This window comes from Streptomyces sp. NPDC050535, from assembly GCF_044457665.1.
In the GTDB taxonomy this organism is placed as follows: Bacteria; Actinomycetota; Actinomycetes; order Streptomycetales; family Streptomycetaceae; genus Streptomyces.
In genome coordinates this window covers 19,476-35,334 of sequence record NZ_JBITHE010000043.1, presented here as the reverse complement: position 1 = coordinate 35,334, position 15,859 = coordinate 19,476, and the positions used below count along the sequence as shown (strand labels likewise).

The 15,859-nt window shown below is 67.1% G+C and carries 16 protein-coding genes and 1 pseudogene; 8 read left to right on the top strand and 9 right to left on the bottom strand.

What is annotated here, in order from left to right; all coding sequences use genetic code 11:
* Positions 1-484 precede the first annotated feature (484 nt).
* Both ACIBLC_RS40820 and ACIBLC_RS40815 read left to right on the top strand, forming a co-directional pair.
* Positions 485-679 carry a hypothetical protein gene (locus ACIBLC_RS40820; RefSeq protein ID WP_399216566.1) on the top strand — a complete coding sequence of 65 codons (195 nt, stop codon included), beginning with the start codon at positions 485-487 and terminating at the stop codon, positions 677-679.
* Between the two features lie 306 nt (positions 680-985).
* A complete protein-coding gene (locus ACIBLC_RS40815; RefSeq protein ID WP_399216565.1) occupies positions 986-1,825 on the top strand; it encodes an alpha/beta fold hydrolase in 840 nt (279 codons plus the stop codon).
* Between the two features lie 102 nt (positions 1,826-1,927).
* Here the strand turns inward: ACIBLC_RS40815 and ACIBLC_RS40810 are convergent, their stop codons facing one another.
* The 5 genes and pseudogenes from ACIBLC_RS40810 to ACIBLC_RS40790 form a co-directional block, all read right to left on the bottom strand.
* Positions 1,928-2,545, bottom strand: coding sequence for a GTP-binding protein (locus ACIBLC_RS40810; protein ID WP_399216564.1), 618 nt, complete (start codon positions 2,543-2,545; stop codon positions 1,928-1,930).
* The gene (locus tag ACIBLC_RS40805; protein ID WP_399216563.1) at positions 2,526-2,900 is read right to left on the bottom strand and encodes a DUF742 domain-containing protein; all 375 of its coding nucleotides are present in this window, start codon (positions 2,898-2,900) and stop codon (positions 2,526-2,528) included. The genes ACIBLC_RS40810 and ACIBLC_RS40805 overlap by 20 nt, the downstream gene beginning before the upstream one ends.
* Entirely contained in the window at positions 2,897-3,334 is a 438-nt protein-coding gene (locus tag ACIBLC_RS40800) for a roadblock/LC7 domain-containing protein (RefSeq protein WP_399216562.1), read from the bottom strand. Before ACIBLC_RS40800 ends, ACIBLC_RS40805 begins: the two co-directional genes overlap by 4 nt.
* Entirely contained in the window at positions 3,331-5,745 is a 2,415-nt protein-coding gene (locus tag ACIBLC_RS40795) for a nitrate- and nitrite sensing domain-containing protein (RefSeq protein WP_399216561.1), read from the bottom strand. Before ACIBLC_RS40795 ends, ACIBLC_RS40800 begins: the two co-directional genes overlap by 4 nt.
* 812 nt (positions 5,746-6,557) lie before the next feature.
* A pseudogene (locus ACIBLC_RS40790) lies at positions 6,558-7,056 on the bottom strand (IS5/IS1182 family transposase); the annotation flags it as partial.
* 130 nt (positions 7,057-7,186) lie between these two features.
* Between ACIBLC_RS40790 and ACIBLC_RS40785 the strand changes: the two are divergent.
* The gene (locus ACIBLC_RS40785) at positions 7,187-7,423 is read left to right on the top strand and encodes a hypothetical protein (protein ID WP_399216560.1); all 237 of its coding nucleotides are present in this window, start codon (positions 7,187-7,189) and stop codon (positions 7,421-7,423) included.
* On the opposite strand, the gene ACIBLC_RS40780 is transcribed toward ACIBLC_RS40785, so the two are convergent.
* Complete coding sequence (locus tag ACIBLC_RS40780) at positions 7,390-8,400, bottom strand: aldo/keto reductase (protein WP_399216559.1); 1,011 nt, start codon at positions 8,398-8,400, stop codon at positions 7,390-7,392. The two genes, ACIBLC_RS40785 and ACIBLC_RS40780, sit on opposite strands and share 34 nt — an antisense overlap.
* A gap of 276 nt (positions 8,401-8,676) precedes the next feature.
* Between ACIBLC_RS40780 and ACIBLC_RS40775 the strand changes: the two genes are divergently transcribed.
* The 3 genes from ACIBLC_RS40775 to ACIBLC_RS40765 all read left to right on the top strand — a co-directional run bounded on the left by ACIBLC_RS40775 (position 8,677) and on the right by ACIBLC_RS40765 (position 10,094).
* Positions 8,677-8,925: a TetR/AcrR family transcriptional regulator gene (locus ACIBLC_RS40775; RefSeq protein WP_399216558.1), complete on the top strand. Its 249-nt coding sequence runs from the start codon at positions 8,677-8,679 to the stop codon at positions 8,923-8,925.
* A gap of 100 nt (positions 8,926-9,025) precedes the next feature.
* A complete protein-coding gene (locus ACIBLC_RS40770) occupies positions 9,026-9,589 on the top strand; it encodes a dihydrofolate reductase family protein (RefSeq protein ID WP_399216557.1) in 564 nt (187 codons plus the stop codon).
* 307 nt (positions 9,590-9,896) lie between these two features.
* Entirely contained in the window at positions 9,897-10,094 is a 198-nt protein-coding gene (locus ACIBLC_RS40765) for a hypothetical protein (protein WP_399216556.1), read from the top strand.
* 758 nt (positions 10,095-10,852) lie between these two features.
* On the opposite strand, the gene ACIBLC_RS40760 is transcribed toward ACIBLC_RS40765, so the two are convergent.
* The 3 genes from ACIBLC_RS40760 to ACIBLC_RS40750 all read right to left on the bottom strand — a co-directional run bounded on the left by ACIBLC_RS40760 (position 10,853) and on the right by ACIBLC_RS40750 (position 13,634).
* A complete protein-coding gene (locus ACIBLC_RS40760; RefSeq protein WP_399216555.1) occupies positions 10,853-11,002 on the bottom strand; it encodes a hypothetical protein in 150 nt (49 codons plus the stop codon).
* A gap of 90 nt (positions 11,003-11,092) precedes the next feature.
* On the bottom strand, positions 11,093-11,821 hold the full coding sequence (locus ACIBLC_RS40755; protein WP_399216554.1) for a spermidine synthase: 729 nt from the start codon (positions 11,819-11,821) through the stop codon (positions 11,093-11,095).
* 127 nt (positions 11,822-11,948) lie between these two features.
* Positions 11,949-13,634, bottom strand: coding sequence for a ribonuclease J (locus tag ACIBLC_RS40750; protein WP_399216553.1), 1,686 nt, complete (start codon positions 13,632-13,634; stop codon positions 11,949-11,951).
* A gap of 458 nt (positions 13,635-14,092) precedes the next feature.
* On the opposite strand from ACIBLC_RS40750, the gene ACIBLC_RS40745 reads away from it, so the two are divergent.
* Positions 14,093-14,881: an MEDS domain-containing protein gene (locus tag ACIBLC_RS40745; RefSeq protein WP_399216552.1), complete on the top strand. Its 789-nt coding sequence runs from the start codon at positions 14,093-14,095 to the stop codon at positions 14,879-14,881.
* Entirely contained in the window at positions 14,878-15,843 is a 966-nt protein-coding gene (locus ACIBLC_RS40740; protein ID WP_399216551.1) for an anti-sigma factor RsbA family regulatory protein, read from the top strand. The genes ACIBLC_RS40745 and ACIBLC_RS40740 overlap by 4 nt, the downstream gene beginning before the upstream one ends.
* The last annotated feature ends 16 nt before the right edge of the window (positions 15,844-15,859 follow it).

Here is a 15,859-nt window from a genome sequence, read left to right as displayed (position 1 = left end):
CTCCGGCACGATCGGAATGACCAGGGTCTGCATCAGCGAGACGACGATGCCGGAAAGGGCCAGCACGGCCACCACGGCGCTCGACTTCGGCGGGGTGGAACCCCCTGCCTCGGCGGTTCGGTCTAGGGCGTCGGACATGGGGGAGCCTCCGTCAGGGCAGCGAAGTTGCTTGACTCACGCAACCGTAGAGGGATTGATTAACTTAGGCAAGTTATTCGTTGCGGTGGACAGACCTCAGGGATCCCGCACGGGGCCCAACTCGCCACGGTCGGCCGGACGGACGACCTGCGCCGCTTGCCGTTCGGCTTCACCGTGCCGGTCACGCAGGCGTCAGAGCTCGCGGGCGCGGGCGGAGCAGGCTTCCGCGTCAACGGTGTAGCGGGCTACACCATCGTTTGGGGAGTGGGCCTCCTCGTGACGGCGGGTGCGCACCGGGATCGTTGATCTCGGAAGTTCACAGCCCTCAACCGAGAAGGAAACCCTCATGAAGTCGCTGCTCTCGTCCCGGCCGGTGCTCTGGTTCCTGTTCCTGTTCAACCTCGTCGTCGCCCTCGCCGCACCCTTCGTCGTCGATGGCGCCCAGGGCATCGCGACCTCCATCGGTATGGGTGTCGTCTCCCTCGGTGCGGGCCTCGGCCTCCGCAAGGGCGGCGGCCGGCAGCAGGCCCAGCATGTCTGACGGGCCCCCAAGAACCCCTTGTCGCCGACGGTCCATGTAGCGGCCGTGGAAGTTGATGTGGGAGAACTTCGGCGGGGGACAGGCCGGCGATGTCCTCGTCGCCTCCAGGGATACTCCGGTCCGCGGTCCATGTACTGCTGCCATATGGCGACGCGCTCGGTGCTGACCGCAGTCACCTTCTCCAGCGTCCCGGCGAGGCCGGGGCGCTGGCGCCTTAACTCCCCTGCCTGTCCACGGTGTTGAGAAGCAGAAGGTAGCTTGTGGCCCCGTAGACACCTCCCTCCGAACGAGCAGGAAGCACAACGTATGAGCTCCATAAGCGTCGACGGCGTCCGGATGAACTACCACGTGGCCGGGAGCGGGCCCACGCTCGTCGCCCACCCCGGCGGCCCGGGCTTCGACTACGCCTACCTCCGCTCTCCCGAACTGGAGAAGCACTTCACCGTGGTCTACCCGGAGCCGGTCGGCACAGGAACGTCCGACAGCCCGGAGGCTTACGGCCTGGACACCTACGTCCACTTCCTGGCCGCCCTCATCGACCACCTCGGCGAGCCGCGGGTGCATGTGCTCGGCCACTCGCACGGGGGTTTCGTCGCCCAGCAGTACGCCCTGGACCACCCGGACCGCCTTTCCGGCCTGGTTCTCTACCACACCTCACCTGCCGCGGGCCCGGAGTGGTGGGAGGCCGCGATGGCCGGGTTGAATGCCTACCCGGACCTCTACCCCGACCAGCCCGAGGCGGCCGGCATCCCCGCGGCGTTCCAGAACGCGCTCAACGCGCCAGACGACGAGCAGGTCAACGCACGGCTGCGCGAGGCGATGCCGGTCTACTTCGCCGACTTCTGGGCCCGGCGCGAAGAGTTCGCCGACTTCTTGGCCGGTGTACGCATCTCCGCCGAACCGGCCACCGCACCCGCCTCGGTGCCCTTCGACGTCCGCGACCGGCTGGGCGAGATCACCGCGCCGACCGTGGTGATCGCGGGGCGCCGCGACTTCATCTGCGGTCCACGCTGGTCCGTGATGCTGCGGGACGGTATCCCCGGGGCCCGACTGACCGTCCTCGAACACAGCGGCCACTTCGGCCACATCGAGCAGCCGGCACAGTTCACCCGCGCGATCGCCGACCTGCTTCCGGACCGCTCCTGAGGCAGTACGTACAAGCCCGGGACGCCTGTTTGCGGTCCCACCCGCTACCCAGGGCGGCCGCGGCAGAGGTGCTCGTCGGAGGTTTCGGGACTTCGACCGGCCTCAGACTGGTTGCCGGTCCGCCGACACCTCGGCCGCCAATCCGCGCATGACATGTTCCAGCAGCGCGAGCAGCACTCCTTTCACAGATTCCTTGTCCCTGGCGTCACAGAGCACGAGCGGTACGTCGGGAGAGAGGTCCAGCGCCGCGCGGATCTCGTCCGGGTCCTCCTCGCAGATGCCGTCGAAACAATTGACACCCAGAGCGAAGGGAATGCCACGGTGCTCGAAGAAGTCGACGGACGCGAAGCAGTTGTCCAACCGCCGCGTGTCCGCGAGCACGACAGCGCCGAGGGCACCGCGCGACAGGTCGTCCCACATGAACCAGAAGCGGTCCTGTCCGGGCGCTCCGAAGAGATAGACCACGAGGGCCTGGCTGAGGGTGATCCGGCCGAAGTCCATGGCGACCGTGGTCGTGGTCTTCCGCTCCACGCCGGAGAGGTTGTCCACCCCCACGCTGGCCTCGGTGATCAGCTCCTCGGTGCGCAGGGGCACCGTCTCGCTGATGGTGCCGACGAGGGTGGTCTTGCCGACGCCGAAGCCACCGGCGACGAGGATCTTGGCCGTCGCCGCGTCGGGCGCGATCGCGGTGAGGTCGGGGTCATAGTCTGCGTATGCCATCGATCACTGCCTGAAGGAGACGGGCGTCGGGGGCACCGACTGCCGGGGGTGAGGAGACGGAGATGAGTTCATTGTCCAGGAGGTCACCCAGGAGTATGCGTACCACTGCGACGGGCAGATCGAGGTGGGCGGCGACCTCTACGAGGGCCATCGGCCTGCGGCACATCGCGAGCAGTCTGTCCTGTTCGGGTTGAAGCCGCTGGGCCCGGGTCGGTGGACGCACCGTGGTGATCAGCGTGATCAGTTCGACGTCGCCGTGGCCCGACCGCGTCCTGCCACGTGTGACGGTGTAGGGGCGCACGATACGGCCGGGATCGTCGTCCTCCCACGGATCTTCCTCGGACCAATGTCTCATTCATGCTCACCCGCAAGTGGGACACCGGTGTATTCGGAAAAGCGCGGGGCGGCGCTCAGGAACTGGCCCACCTGCCGGACCAGCATGGTCATCTCGTAGCCGACACTGCCCACGTCCACCGCCGAGGTGGCGAGCACCGCGAGCCGGGCGCCGCCGCCGGCAGTGGTGACGAAGAGGAAGAGGTCGTCCATTTCGATGACGGTTTGCTGCACACGTCCGCCGCCGAAATGGCGGCTGGTTCCCTGAGCCAGGGAGTGAACACCCGAGGAGATGGCCGCAAGCTGCTCGGCGTCGGCTCGGGCGAGTCCCTGCGAAGCACCGACGAGCAGACCGTCCTCCGACAGCACGATCGCGTGCCGGGTCTCCGGGATCCGTTCGATCAGGTTGTCCAGGAGCCAGGCCAGTCCGTCGCGGGTGGAGTTGGTCGCGGTCATGAGGTGCTGTTCCTTGTCGAAGAGCGGGTGGGCAACGGACGCCGGTCGGGCTGGGCCGTGGGCCAGGCGGGTGCCGGGACTTCTTCCTGTTCGCGGGCCCGCCGGGTGCCGTCCCGCAGCGCGGCGAGCATGGAGCGGGCCTGTTCCGGGCGGCGCTCCTCGAATTCCCGGCTCGCACTTCGATCCGGCTCCTCGTGCCGTTCCAGGAGTTGCGGGGCGAGATTGGCCCGCCGAACTCGTTGGGGAAGGCGGCCGGAACCGCCGGGACGAGCGCCTGTGTGCGGTGCGCTCCCGAGGCCGGCGCCGACCCTGTCGCCGGGCGAAGGCACCGGCGGGGTCATCGGCGGTTCCGTCGCCGTGGGGGAGTGTCTCTCGACAGGCATTTTGCGGATTCGCATCGGGATGCTCCCGCCTTCGGGGCCCCCGGGCGCAGGGCCGCCGACCGAAGCCAGATGGCGGTCCGCACGGGGGTCGAGCGCCATCGGCGAGGTTTCGGCAGAGGGCTGGGTCAGACTCTGCGGAAGGACGACGACCGCCAGAGATCCCCCGTACGAGGATGCCTGGAGGCTTGCCGTGATGCCATGGCGTCGGGCGAGGTGGCCGACGGTGAACAGGCCCAGGCGGGGGTCTTCGCCCAGCGAGGTGATGCTGAACTCCTGCGGATGGTGCAGCAGTTCGTTGGCCGCCTCGTACTCCTGGGACGACAGTCCCAGACCACGGTCTTCCACCTCGATGGCGTATCCCTGCGCCACCGGAAGGGCACGGACGCGCACCTCGGTGTGCGGGGGCGAGAACGTGACGCCGTTCTCGATGAGTTCGGCCATCAGGTGAATGGTGTCGCCGACGGCAGGGCCGGTCACCGCCACCGGCGGCATCGGCTCCACCACGACCCGCGAGTAGCCCTCGACCTCGGACACCGAACTGCGCAGGAGGTCCTCGAGCGCCACCGCTTCCCTCCAGCGGCGGCGCGGCGTCGAGCCGGACAGTACCGTCAGGCTCTCCGCGTTGCGTCGCATGCGCGTGGCGAGGTGGTCGACGCGATAGAGCTCGGCGAGGAGTTGGGGATCCTGCTCCTTGCGCTCCATGGAGTCGATCACGGTCAGCTGACGGTGAATCAGGATCTGTGTGCGGCGTGACATGTTGAGGAAGACCAGTCTCGCGCCCTCACGCTGTGCCGCCTGTTCCAGGGCCAGGGCGACCGCGGTGCGCTGGGCGCTGTTGAAGGCCTGCGCCACCTTGCCCAACTCGTCTTCACCATAGGCAAGTTCTGGTAGGGCGTCGGCGTCGGCCTCCTTGTCGCCGGCCCTCAGCCGCTGGATCAGTTCGGGCAACCGGTTCTCGGCAAGGTCCAGTGTCGCCTCGCGCAGGCTGGACATGCGGCCGATGAGCGAACGCGTGATGTTCCAGGACAGGACGGCGACCGCGGCCACCGCCACCAATGCGAGGGCGCTGCCGTACATCACCCTCATGAACAGGTCGTGGTTCCTGTCCTCGTTGTTCTTTGTTACCTGCCCCAGATACTCGTTCTCGGTGTTCTGCACCGCGGTGAACACACGGCCCGGAGCGGCCTTGCGAGCGGCCGTGAGACGTGGAACCTCGACGGTGTCGCTCCCCTTTGTGGCTGCCAGGGGAAGGGCTGCCTCGAAGGCATCCAGCCCCGCCCAGTCCGTCCCGCCCATGACCTTCTGCAGCGCGCTTCTCATCTTCGGCGGCAGGTAGGGGGACACCTCGTTGGAGAGTACGGAACTTCTCACGGCAGCGGCCGATGCCAGGGTCGTCCTCTCCTGGACACTCAGTTTTCCGGAGGCCGCAGCGCTGTCGAGGATGGCCCTCTCACCCGCCAGCGCCTCGGTCGCGCGCAGGAACGACAGAGCGTGGGCGGCTTCGGCCGCCGTGGCCCCGCTGCCGCTGTCCGTGCTCAGTGTTCCGAACAGGTTGAGCACCGACGCGATCGTCTGGGAGTAGACGTCGTAGGCGTGATGCCTGTCGCTGTTGCCCCCGTCGATGTCGGTCCGCTCGGCCGTCAGGGTGTCCAGCCGCTTCCGCACGCTGACCAACTGGGCCTCGTATTCCGCCGTAGCATCGCCGGCGGAGACGGAGTCAGCCTCGTGGAAGTCAGCGAGTATGGCGTCCGTCCTGGCACGCTGAGCGTCCAGAGCCGCACGGCTGCCGTGTGCCGAGAGCAGCAGGACCGTCAGTTGCCGCTCCCTCTGGAACTCGGCGACACCGGGTACCAGTGCGTACGTGGTCTTCGCTGCCTGGCCGACGTGGCCGGCCTGGCGCCACTGGTTGAACAGGACGGCCGAGCCACTGAACCAGAGCAGGACCATCGCCGACGCAGGGACCAGAGCGAGGGCGATGAGCGATGTTCTAATGCTGCGGCCCCTGCCGGTGTTTGGCCTGATGCGCACGGGCTTCCCCCTGTGTCTGCTCATTGCTCCCACCCACACTCGATGGCTCGGTGGCGAAGACGATCTATGGCCTGCGGCTGGGGCACCGGGTGCGTTCCTTTCCGAAGTGCTGGCGCACAGCTCGTCGAGACCGCCGGAGTTGCGGACGTGCGGTAGCGGAAGCAGCGGAGTTGACAGGGGACGACGAGGAAGCCGGGGTCGTGGCCACGGATCGGTGGCGGACCGCCGATCTCGCCGCCGCACGGCTGAGGTATGCATGTAAGCGACCCCGTCGATCAGGGTCAAGCGAATGTGCGAGCACGCCACTACGTCCGGTTAGGGCGGTCAGTCCACTACGCGCGTAGACTTTCCGACGGCAACTTCTGCCACAAACGCGTTTCGCCAATACGTTCTGGCTGATTACGCATGGTGAAGCTGATGGGTGGTGGTGTGAATCACCCGCGAAGGGGTCTGTGGTGCGCGCCAGGGCAAAGATGCGACGTCGACGATGGCGTGACCTAGATCACACTAGAATGATGTGTGGCCTCGCCTCAATACGTGGCAACGACCGGTACCTCGCAGTTCGGGCAGAGATCGCAGCGCGGAGAGCGAACATCGCGCACAGGCCGGGCAAATGAAGAGACCGAGCAGCAGCACGCCGCAGGGGCCGATCCAGATCTTCTCGCCTTGCTGACGAAGATCTTGGTGACATCGGCGAGTCCTCCGCCTGAGCAGCGGGGGAGACGCGGCCGGCCAGCAGCAGCGCGGCGAACGCTGTCCAAGCCGCCGCCGCAAGCCGTGTGCGCATGTGCGTCCACGTCAGGGGGAGGCTGCCTCTCTGGCGTCGGGCGCAGGAACGGGGAGACGTGCCGGTTCGCGCCGGTCACGACACAGCCCAGCGGGGTCCCGCGTCCGTCGGTCATACGCGACCACTTGATCCCTGTTTTCCCCGGTCGATCGGTGATTTCCCGGCGACCTCGGCACCGCAGGGCGCTTTGGTGATCTGCCCGTCGACGGTGATGTCGGCCAGGTCCGGTTCCAGGCCCACGACACGGTCGCAGGTCTCCAACACGATCTGCTCCAGCCCTGCGAAGACACCGGCCGCGATCCACTCGTTGCGTCGGGTTCTCATCGTGGTCGCCGAGCACGATTGATCGGCCTGCTTCTCGTACGAGCCGCCGAAGACGAGTTTCGCGACGAGCTTGTCGAACACGATCCGGTCCGGGATCCGTGGGTTGTGACAGCCCCACGGATGTGTCTCGAGTGTGGTGGCAGGAGGGCCTCGAACTGGACCCACAAGGGCTTGATCGCCCATGCTTCGACGGCGGGCACCGGTGCTCCGTTCTCAGATGTAGAGATGTAGGAGTTCCACGTCAAAACGGATCCCGGGCCCCGCGTCACATCAGCCTGACGCCCCTACCCGCGAAGTGTCTTACCAATTGACCAAACTCAGGAGCAGTCGGTGGACGTCAGCTCCTTCGGTGCCCACGGGCACGTTCCGCTGCGCGGGGCCCTGCTGCTGGCCGCGGTGGCGGGCATCCTGCTCACCGCGCTGGCGGGCAGCGCGCAGATCACGCAGTTGCGCGCGGCCGTCCGCAAGCACCGCCGGCCCACCACAGGGCTGGGAAGGCCAAGGACTCGTCGAAGGCCCGGCGGTAGCCCGGACTACCGGGAGCCCGCCACAGGGTGCGGCTTGTAGAAGGACTCCTCCAGGTAGGCGGCCTCGTGCGGCTGGTACGGCTCCTCCAAGTAGGCGGCCTCGTCCTCGTCGAGTTCGACGTCCACCGCGGCGACCGCGTCGGCCAGCTGGGCCGGATTGGTGACCCCGACGATGGGCGAGGTCACCGCCGGGTTGCGCATGACCCAGGCCAGGGCGACCTGGGCCGGGGACAAACCCCGCTTGCCCGCGGTCTCGTGGACGCGCTCGGCCACTGCCTGGTCCTCGTCGCGGCAGAGGATCTTGCCGCCCTCGTCGGTCTCGGCACGCGCCGTGGCGGTGTCCCGGGCCCGCGTCAGCCTTCCCCGCGCCAGCGGGCTCCACGGGATCACACCGATGCCCTGGTCGGCGCAGAGCGGGAGCATCTCCCGCTCCGCTTCTCGGTGGATGAGGTTGTAGTGGTCCTGCATCGACACGAACCGGGTCCAGCCGTTCAGGTCAGCCAGGTACAGGGCCTTGGCGAACTGCCAGGCGTGCATGGAAGAGGCTCCGATGTAGCGGACCTTCCCGGACTTGACCGCGTCGTGCAGCGCCTCGAGGGTTTCCTCGATCGGGGTGTCGTAGTCCCAGCGGTGGATCTGGTACAGGTCGATGTAGTCGGTCCCCAGTCGCTTCAGGGAGGCGTCGAGCTCGGCGAAGATCGCCTTGCGGGACAGCCCGGCGCCGTTCGGGCCGGGGCGCATCCGCATCCAGACCTTGGTGGAGAGAACGACCTCCTCGCGCCGGGTGAAGTCCTTGACCGCCCGGCCGACGATCTCCTCGCTGCTTCCGGCGCTGTACCCATTGGCCGTGTCGAGGAAGTTGACGCCGCTCTCAAGGGCCTGCTTGATGATGTCCCGGCTGGCGTCCGCGCCCAGCGACCAGGGCTCGCCGCCCCGGTCCGGCTCGCCGAAGCTCATGCAGCCGAGGGTGATGGCGGAGACTTCCAGTCCGGTCGTTCCGAGTTTGATGTATCGCATGCTTCCGAACCTAGGAGTCGGAGTGTGCTCCAACGCAAATTCGGAGGTGTGGGGCATGCGCGCCCTGTCAGGGTTCCACCGTTCCGGCCAGACATACCCGAGAACCCAGGAGTAGGCCCCTTCCGGTTACAGCTCGGCATGACAATGGCCCTTGGGACCCGGCGGCCAGCCCGCTCCACGGAGACTTCGCCAACCTGTGCACCAACCACCGTGTCCATCGGCACCCAGGACCTCCTGATGCCGGCTTGCCGAACCTTCGCGAAGGAGGCGCGCGACATGGGCGTGGACATCGAACTCCACGAATCCCCTCCGGGCGGCCCGGGGCTGAGGGAACGCAAGAAAAACCAGACGCGGACCACGCCGAGGGAGGCCGTGGCTGGGCTGGTCGCCGAACGCGGTTTCACGCAGACCACCGAGGCCGACATCGTTGCTGTCGCGAACGTGTCGGAGCGGACGTTCTTCCGGTACTTCGACAGCGAGGAGGACCTGCTGTTGCCGGCCGCTGAGGTCTTCGCAACGAAATGATCTCGTAAGGTGACTCGGCCCAGGGGATTTCGCGAGCCGCGATGAGTTCTGCGACGTCCGGCGGTCGTACTGTCGAACCCGTCACCGAGGAGGATTCCCAATGCGCAGCGTGACCTATTCGATGAGCGTCTCACTGGACGGCTACATCGTCGGGCCGGACGGTGGCTTCGACTGGACACCGCCCGACGAGGAGGTCTTTCGCTTCGCCACCGACGAGGTGCGAGAGCTCGGTGTCCACCTGTTGGGACGACGGCTGTACGAGTCGATGCTGTATTGGGAGACCGTCGACCAGGTTCCATCACTCGACTTCTCAACGCTCGAGTTTGCCGCGATCTGGAAGACGCTTCCCAAGGTGGTGTTCTCCACCACGCTTTCGGCGGTACAGGGCAATGCCCGCCTGGCCTCCGGCGGCCTGGCGGAGGAGATCGAGCGTTTGAGAGCCGAGCCGGGGGACGGCAACATCGCGATCGGCGGCGCGACTCTCGCCGCCGAGGCGGCCGCGTTGGGTCTGATCGACGAGTACCGGGCGAGGGTCCACCCGGTGCTGGTCGGCGGCGGCATTCCGTTCTTCCCCCAGCACGAGCGCCGGGTGGATCTCGAGCTCGTCGAGACCCGCACCTTCCGCTCGAGAGTCGTCTACCTCGGCTACCGCGTGGCGCGCTAGCCGGCCGGTCCGCCGAGCCCTGGGTAGAACAGGCCGGCCAGTGAGGGTTCCTCAGCGAAACGGTCTGAGCGAAGCGGTGTGAACCGACGCCTGGTGAAGCTGAATCGGACGGATTACACCCGACCGCAGACGCACGTAAAGCCCCTGCTAGGACAGGTCTCACCACAAGATCATTGCCGCAACCACCCGAGGCTTCACGCTGGTCACCTACATCGCCACGCTCGACGTCCCGCGCCAAGTCGTGGAGTACCTGGGCCGGTTGTCGGCCGCGCACCGTCGACGGATCGGAACCCCGAAGGGGGCGCGGGTGCTGGGCCCGATCCGGCAGGCGGTGCTGGTGCTGCGCTGGATCCGTGAGCGAGGCCGTGTGTACTGCCTCGCCCAGGGCGCCGGGGTGTCCCAGGCGACCGGCTACCGCTACCTGCACGAGGGGGCATCGGCATCCTCGCAGACCAAGCCCCCGACCTGTACGCGGTGTTGGACCGTTCTCGCGCCGAGGGCATGACACACCTGATACTGGACTGCACGCCTTTGTGGATCTCGGATGGGGAGACGGGCTCCACACCCGTATGACCAACCCCTAATCGAACATGTGCGGGCCCTCGGCGAACGCACCGCGGGGAACTCAAGGAACGCCGGCGCACGTTGAAGCGCATCAGCCTCAGCTCCACACGGAGTCCATGAGCGGGGCACATCCCAGCGGATGGGAGGGCTGAGTCGTCCCACAAGGGGTAGTCGAGCGGAGGAAGGCAGTCGCCGGTATCGAGGGTTGGAGTCGCATGCCACGCATGCTGGAACGTATCAAGCAGTTTGCCAGGAGTCCTCAGGGGCGTCGTGCGGTCGAGCAGGCGCGGCGGGCCGCAGCGGACCCCCGTCGCCGGGACCAGGCCAAGGGGCTGCTGGGCAAATTCCGCGGCCGTCGCTGACCACATCCGCCTCCATGCGGAGCGTGTTGCAGCAGGCCGCGAACAGGCAGCCTGTGCTGCCTTGGTGGGATGTCCGATCATGCGGTGAGGCGTATTAGCAGCACCCGGCCCTCCAGCGGCAGGCTCCAGAGTCTGTCCTTGCGGGCCGGGTCCGCCCCTTCGTGGCGCGTAACGCAACGCTGCAAGGCCTTTCAGCGTGTCCACCGATCGGTGATGCCGACGGGGTGCGCGACAGCACAAAGCTTCCGTGCAGTCAGGGAGATGTCCGAAGCCTCAACCCACTGGCACAAGAGCCGCGTTGGCCCCTATCCTGCCGCACGCGCTGGGTGAACCTCTCTCAGCCGCAGCGCGGCGGACGTTCGCCAGTGCTTCCTGGCAGGTGCGCGCGGTCCTCGTTGCGGCCTGAGATCCACACTCCGCGCGCGTTGACGGCAAGCGCCTGCACCACTGCGGACAGGAGGGCCGGCATGTGCTCCTGGAATTTCATGTGTGTACTTCTCCGAGAGCCCTCGAGCATCTCAAGTACCTCATCGGCATGGGCGATTCCCCCCCTGGGGCATCGTCACCCACTGTTTGTCTACGCCGGGCCCGGATCTGTCCTGGCCACGTAGACGGTGTTGGTCGAGGTGCCGCCTTGCAGGGGATTGTCGAATTCGACGATATGGGCCGCTGACTGCGGGAAGGCTTCTGTGAGTGCGGAGGTGAACTGTTTGTCCGGCGGGTCGTTGGACCACAGGGCGAAGACCCCGTTGGGGTGAAGGCGTTCGGCGAGAGCGCGGAGCCCGGCCGGCTGATAGAGCGCCGCGTGGCTCGGGTGGAGCACATGGCGCGGGGAATGGTCGACATCCAGCAGAATGGCGTGGAAGCGGCGGCCCGGCTCCGTAGGGTCCAGACCGCACGAATCGGCCGCCATCGCGAAGAAGTCGCCTTGAACCAGGCGGCAGCGGGCGTCCGAAGTCAGCCGGGCGCCGAGAGGGACCAGGCCTCGCTGATGCCAGTCGATGACTTCGGCGAGCGTTTCGATCACGGTTAGCGAGCGCACCCGCGGGTCGTCCAGTACAGCCTCGGCGGTGTACCCGAGTCCGAGTCCGCCGACGGCGATGTCCAGTTCGGTGTACAGCAGTTTCGCCAGTCCGAGTTCCGCGAGCGCGATCTCGCCGGCTGTGAAGAGGCTGGACATCAGGAACTCGTCGCCGAGCTTCACCTCGAACACATCGGTGTCCGATGCCGGGTCGCGTCGGCGCCGCAGGCTGATGTCGCCCATCGGTGTCGGGCGCCAGTCGATCTCCTCGAAACGCGCGCTCATCCGTTTACCTTTCTGACGCACCGTCGGTGCCCGAATCCGGTGCCTGGTACGCCGCTCTGCGTAGGTGCGGACGCAGCCGCGAAACCGTCCCTGCCCCGGTCGGCGGGGCAGGGACGGTGTCCGTCGGTCAGGCGTCGATGATGACGGGGATGATGAGGGGCTTGCGGCGGTGGGTGCGGAAGGCCCAGTTCGCCACGGCACGGGCGATGAGCTGTTCCAGCTGGTGCGCGTCGCCGACGCCCTCCTGGGCTGCGGTCGCCAGAGTCTTCTCGATGACAGGGATGACCGGTTCGAAGGTGGTGTCGTCGTGGACGAACCCCCGGGCCAGGAAGTCGGGAGTCTCGGCAAGGGCGCCCGTGTCGGCGTCGACGATCGCCACCACGGTGACCACGCCTTCCTCCGCGAGGGTGACACGGTCCTTCAAGGACGCCTCGGTGGCGCCGCCGACCTCCATGCCGTCCACGTAGACGTTGCCCGCGGGCACCTTGCCGGTGATCGACGCACGCCCGTTCACCAGGTCGACGACGACGCCGTCCTCGGCGATGACCACCCGCTCGGGATCGACCCCCGTACGGATCGCCAGGTCGGCGTTGGCCCGCAGGTGGCGCCATTCACCGTGCACGGGCATCACATTGCGGGGCTTGACGATGTTGTAGCAGTACACGAGCTCACCGGCGCTGGCGTGCCCGGAGACGTGCACCTTGGCGTTGCCCTTGTGGACGACATGGGCACCCCACCGGGTCAGCCCGTTGATCACCCGGTAGATGGCGTTCTCGTTGCCGGGGATCAGCGAGCTGGCGAGCAGGACGGTGTCGCCCTTGCCGATGCGGATCGCATGGTCGCGGGTGGCCATCCGGGACAGAGCCGCCATGGGCTCGCCCTGGGATCCGGTGCACACCAGGGTGATCTTGTGGTCGGCCAGCTTCTCCATTTCCTTGGCACTCACGACCAGGCCGCTGGGAACCTTCAGGTACCCGAGGTCGCGGGCGATGCCCATGTTGCGGACCATGGAACGGCCCACGAAGGCGACCTTGCGGCCGTGCTGGTGCGCGGCATCCAGGACCTGCTGGATACGGTGCACATGGCTGGCGAAACTGGAGACGATCACCCGGCGCGGGGCGGTACGCATCACCTGCTCGATCGCCGGGTTCAGCTCCCGCTCGGAGGTGGTGAAGCCAGGGACCTCGGCGTTGGTGGAGTCGGTGAGGAAGAGATCGACGCCTTCCTCACCGAGGCGGGCGAAGGCACGCAAGTCGGTGATGCGGTCGTCCAGCGGGAACTGGTCCATCTTGAAGTCACCGGTGTGCAGCACCAGCCCGGCCGCGGTGCGGATCGCGACCGCGAGACCGTCCGGGATGGAGTGGTTGACCGCCACGAATTCGCAGTCGAAGGGGCCGAAGCCGCGCCGGTCGCCCTCACGTACCCGCGTCGTGCGCGGCCGGATTCCGTGCTCTTTGAGCTTGGCTTCCAGGAACGCCAGTGTCAGCTTGGAGCCCACGACAGGGATGTCGGAGCGCTCTCGCAGCAGGTACGGCACGCCACCGATGTGGTCCTCGTGGCCGTGGGTGAGTACCACGGCCACGATGTCGTCCAGGCGATCACGGATCGAGGTGAAGTCCGGCAGGATCACGTCCACGCCGGGCTGGTTCTCTTCGGGGAACAGCACGCCGCAGTCGACGATGAGCAGCTTGCCGGCGTGCTCGAAGACGGTCATGTTGCGGCCGATCTCACCCAGGCCGCCAAGGGCGACGACCCTCAGCCCTCCTTCAGGCAGGGGAGGGGCGGCTTTTAGTTCGGGGTGCGGATGACTCATTATTCTGACGTTACCGGAGAGTCTGCCGAGGTGATCCACCGACTGCCCAACCAAGCGGTTCAACGCGGCGTGGCCGAGGCGGTCAGCGGGTTGAGCGAGGCCGCGTTCGCGCGCCTTTTCGCCGTGGCGCCGCGTGGAGGGCCACCAGCGATGTACTGAGGCGTGGCGCGCTCACGTCCTGTCTGCGCGCGGGCGGCCGACGAGAACGCCCTACCCCGAAAGCCGCCGCGAACGTACGTCCGGCCTTGCCCTGCATCACCGTTCGCGCGGCGGTCTGCGCGAGGCGCAGACTGGCAGACGGTGGCTGCATCTGAAGCAGTGGCGGATGGAGTCGTCGGTTGGCGTACGCGGGGGGTGTCTCCATTCGGCTTAACGATCGCCTGGACGGCCCAGTATTCTCTGTAATCCGGGACGGGTTGAAAAGTTGGAAAGGGGGCCAGGTGAGAGGGGCTCGGGCGTTGGCTTCGTTCGATGACGTCGAGCTTGGTGACCATGTCTGCTGGCACTCGGGCTCAGCTGCCACGTCCCCTGCGGATGTCCTCGCCTACGTGGCTGACGGCGCTCTGTACGGCGACAAGATTGTGGTGGTCGGCTCCACTGGCGCTGCCTCTGGTCTTCCCCGTGACGCTGTGCCCACCGAGTCGGTGATTCTCGACTTCCCGCGCATTGCGGACCCCGACTCCGTCCTGGCTGCGGTGCGCCGCGAAGCGCGAACCGCGGCCCTGGAGGGCTATCGCTCGGTACGTGTACTTACCGAACGGGTGCCGGGAGCGGTGCACAGCGGGACCGAGGAGCTGGTGGCTCAGGAGCTGAGGCTCGATGAGTTCGCCTCGGAGAGCAACGCCATCGTGGTGTGTGCTTTCCGACTGTCGCAGTGGGACGCGCCTACCCTGGAACGTATGGCAGGTGTGCACCCGCACGAGATGGGCAAACGCGCTGAGCGTCCGGCCTTCCGGATGTACAGCACGGGTGCCGACAGCTGGAGCGTTAACGGAGTGATCGACTCAGAGTGCGCGGACGCGTTCAACACTGCGGTACGGGCTGCTACACGATTCTCACCGAAAGTGAGACTGCGCTTTGACTCCCTGGATTTGATTGATGCCGCCGGCATGCACGCGCTTGTCGACGCCGCCCGTCATCTGCCGGACCGCCGGATCGTCGTGGAGGGTGCCAACGAAACCGTGCGCCTGTGCTGGGAGCTTGCGGGCTACGCGACTGCCGGCGTGCCGGTGGTGATGGCCGCATGACCGCCATCCTGCCGTCGAAGCCGTCCGACCAGGACCAGCCGTCGTTCCGCCACGAGCTCTACCCCTATCGCGGGGACAAGCAATTCCTGTCCGGAACACTGGGTTACATCCACGAAGCACTGGAAGGCGGCGAGGCCGTAGTCGTCGCTGTCCCCGCGGACAAGGCGTCACTCCTGCGTGGCGAGTTCGCCGACGAGCACGACGTCACTTTCGTCGACACCACGACGCTCGGGCCCAACCCCGGTCGGCTCGTCAGCGCCTGGGTGACCTGGATGAAAGAGCGAGGTGATGGCGACAGGCCGGTACGGGGCATCGGAGAGACAGCCTGGCGCGGGGCCCGCAACGCCGCACACCTCTCTGAGCTGCGCTATCACGAATGGCTCTTGAATCGCGCCTTCGCTCGCAGCTCCGCCTGGTCGATGCTGTGTCCCTACGACGACGCCGACGACGACCAGAGCGCCCTGCAGTCCTTGTCCCGCTGCCACCCCCTGATCCGCCAGGACGGCCACTACGTCCGCAACGAAAGCTACCTCAGCGCCCAGGCGTATCCCTTCGAGGTCCTGAACGCCCCGTGCGATCCCTACCAGGAGCTGAGCTACACACACGGTGACCTGGCCGCGATCCGCTCGAAGGTGTCCCAGTGCGCGGCGGACGCAGGCGTCTCGGAGGATCAGCGGCTGAAGCTCGCCGTCGCCGTCTCGGAGATCGCCACGAACAGCATCCGGCACGGTGGAGGCCGCGGAACTCTGCGTACCTGGACTCAGGACGCGACGTTTCTGTGCGAGTTTCGCGACGCCGGCTACATCCCCGACGTGATGGCCGGCCGCACCCGCCCCACGCCCGACCAGATTGGCGGCCGCGGCCTCTGGCTCGCCCACCAGCTCTGCGACCTGGTGGAAATCCGCTCCACCCGAGAGCAGGGCACCATCGTCCGCCTCCACACGGACGTCCCCCGGAGTTGACCGACAGGGCAGGACA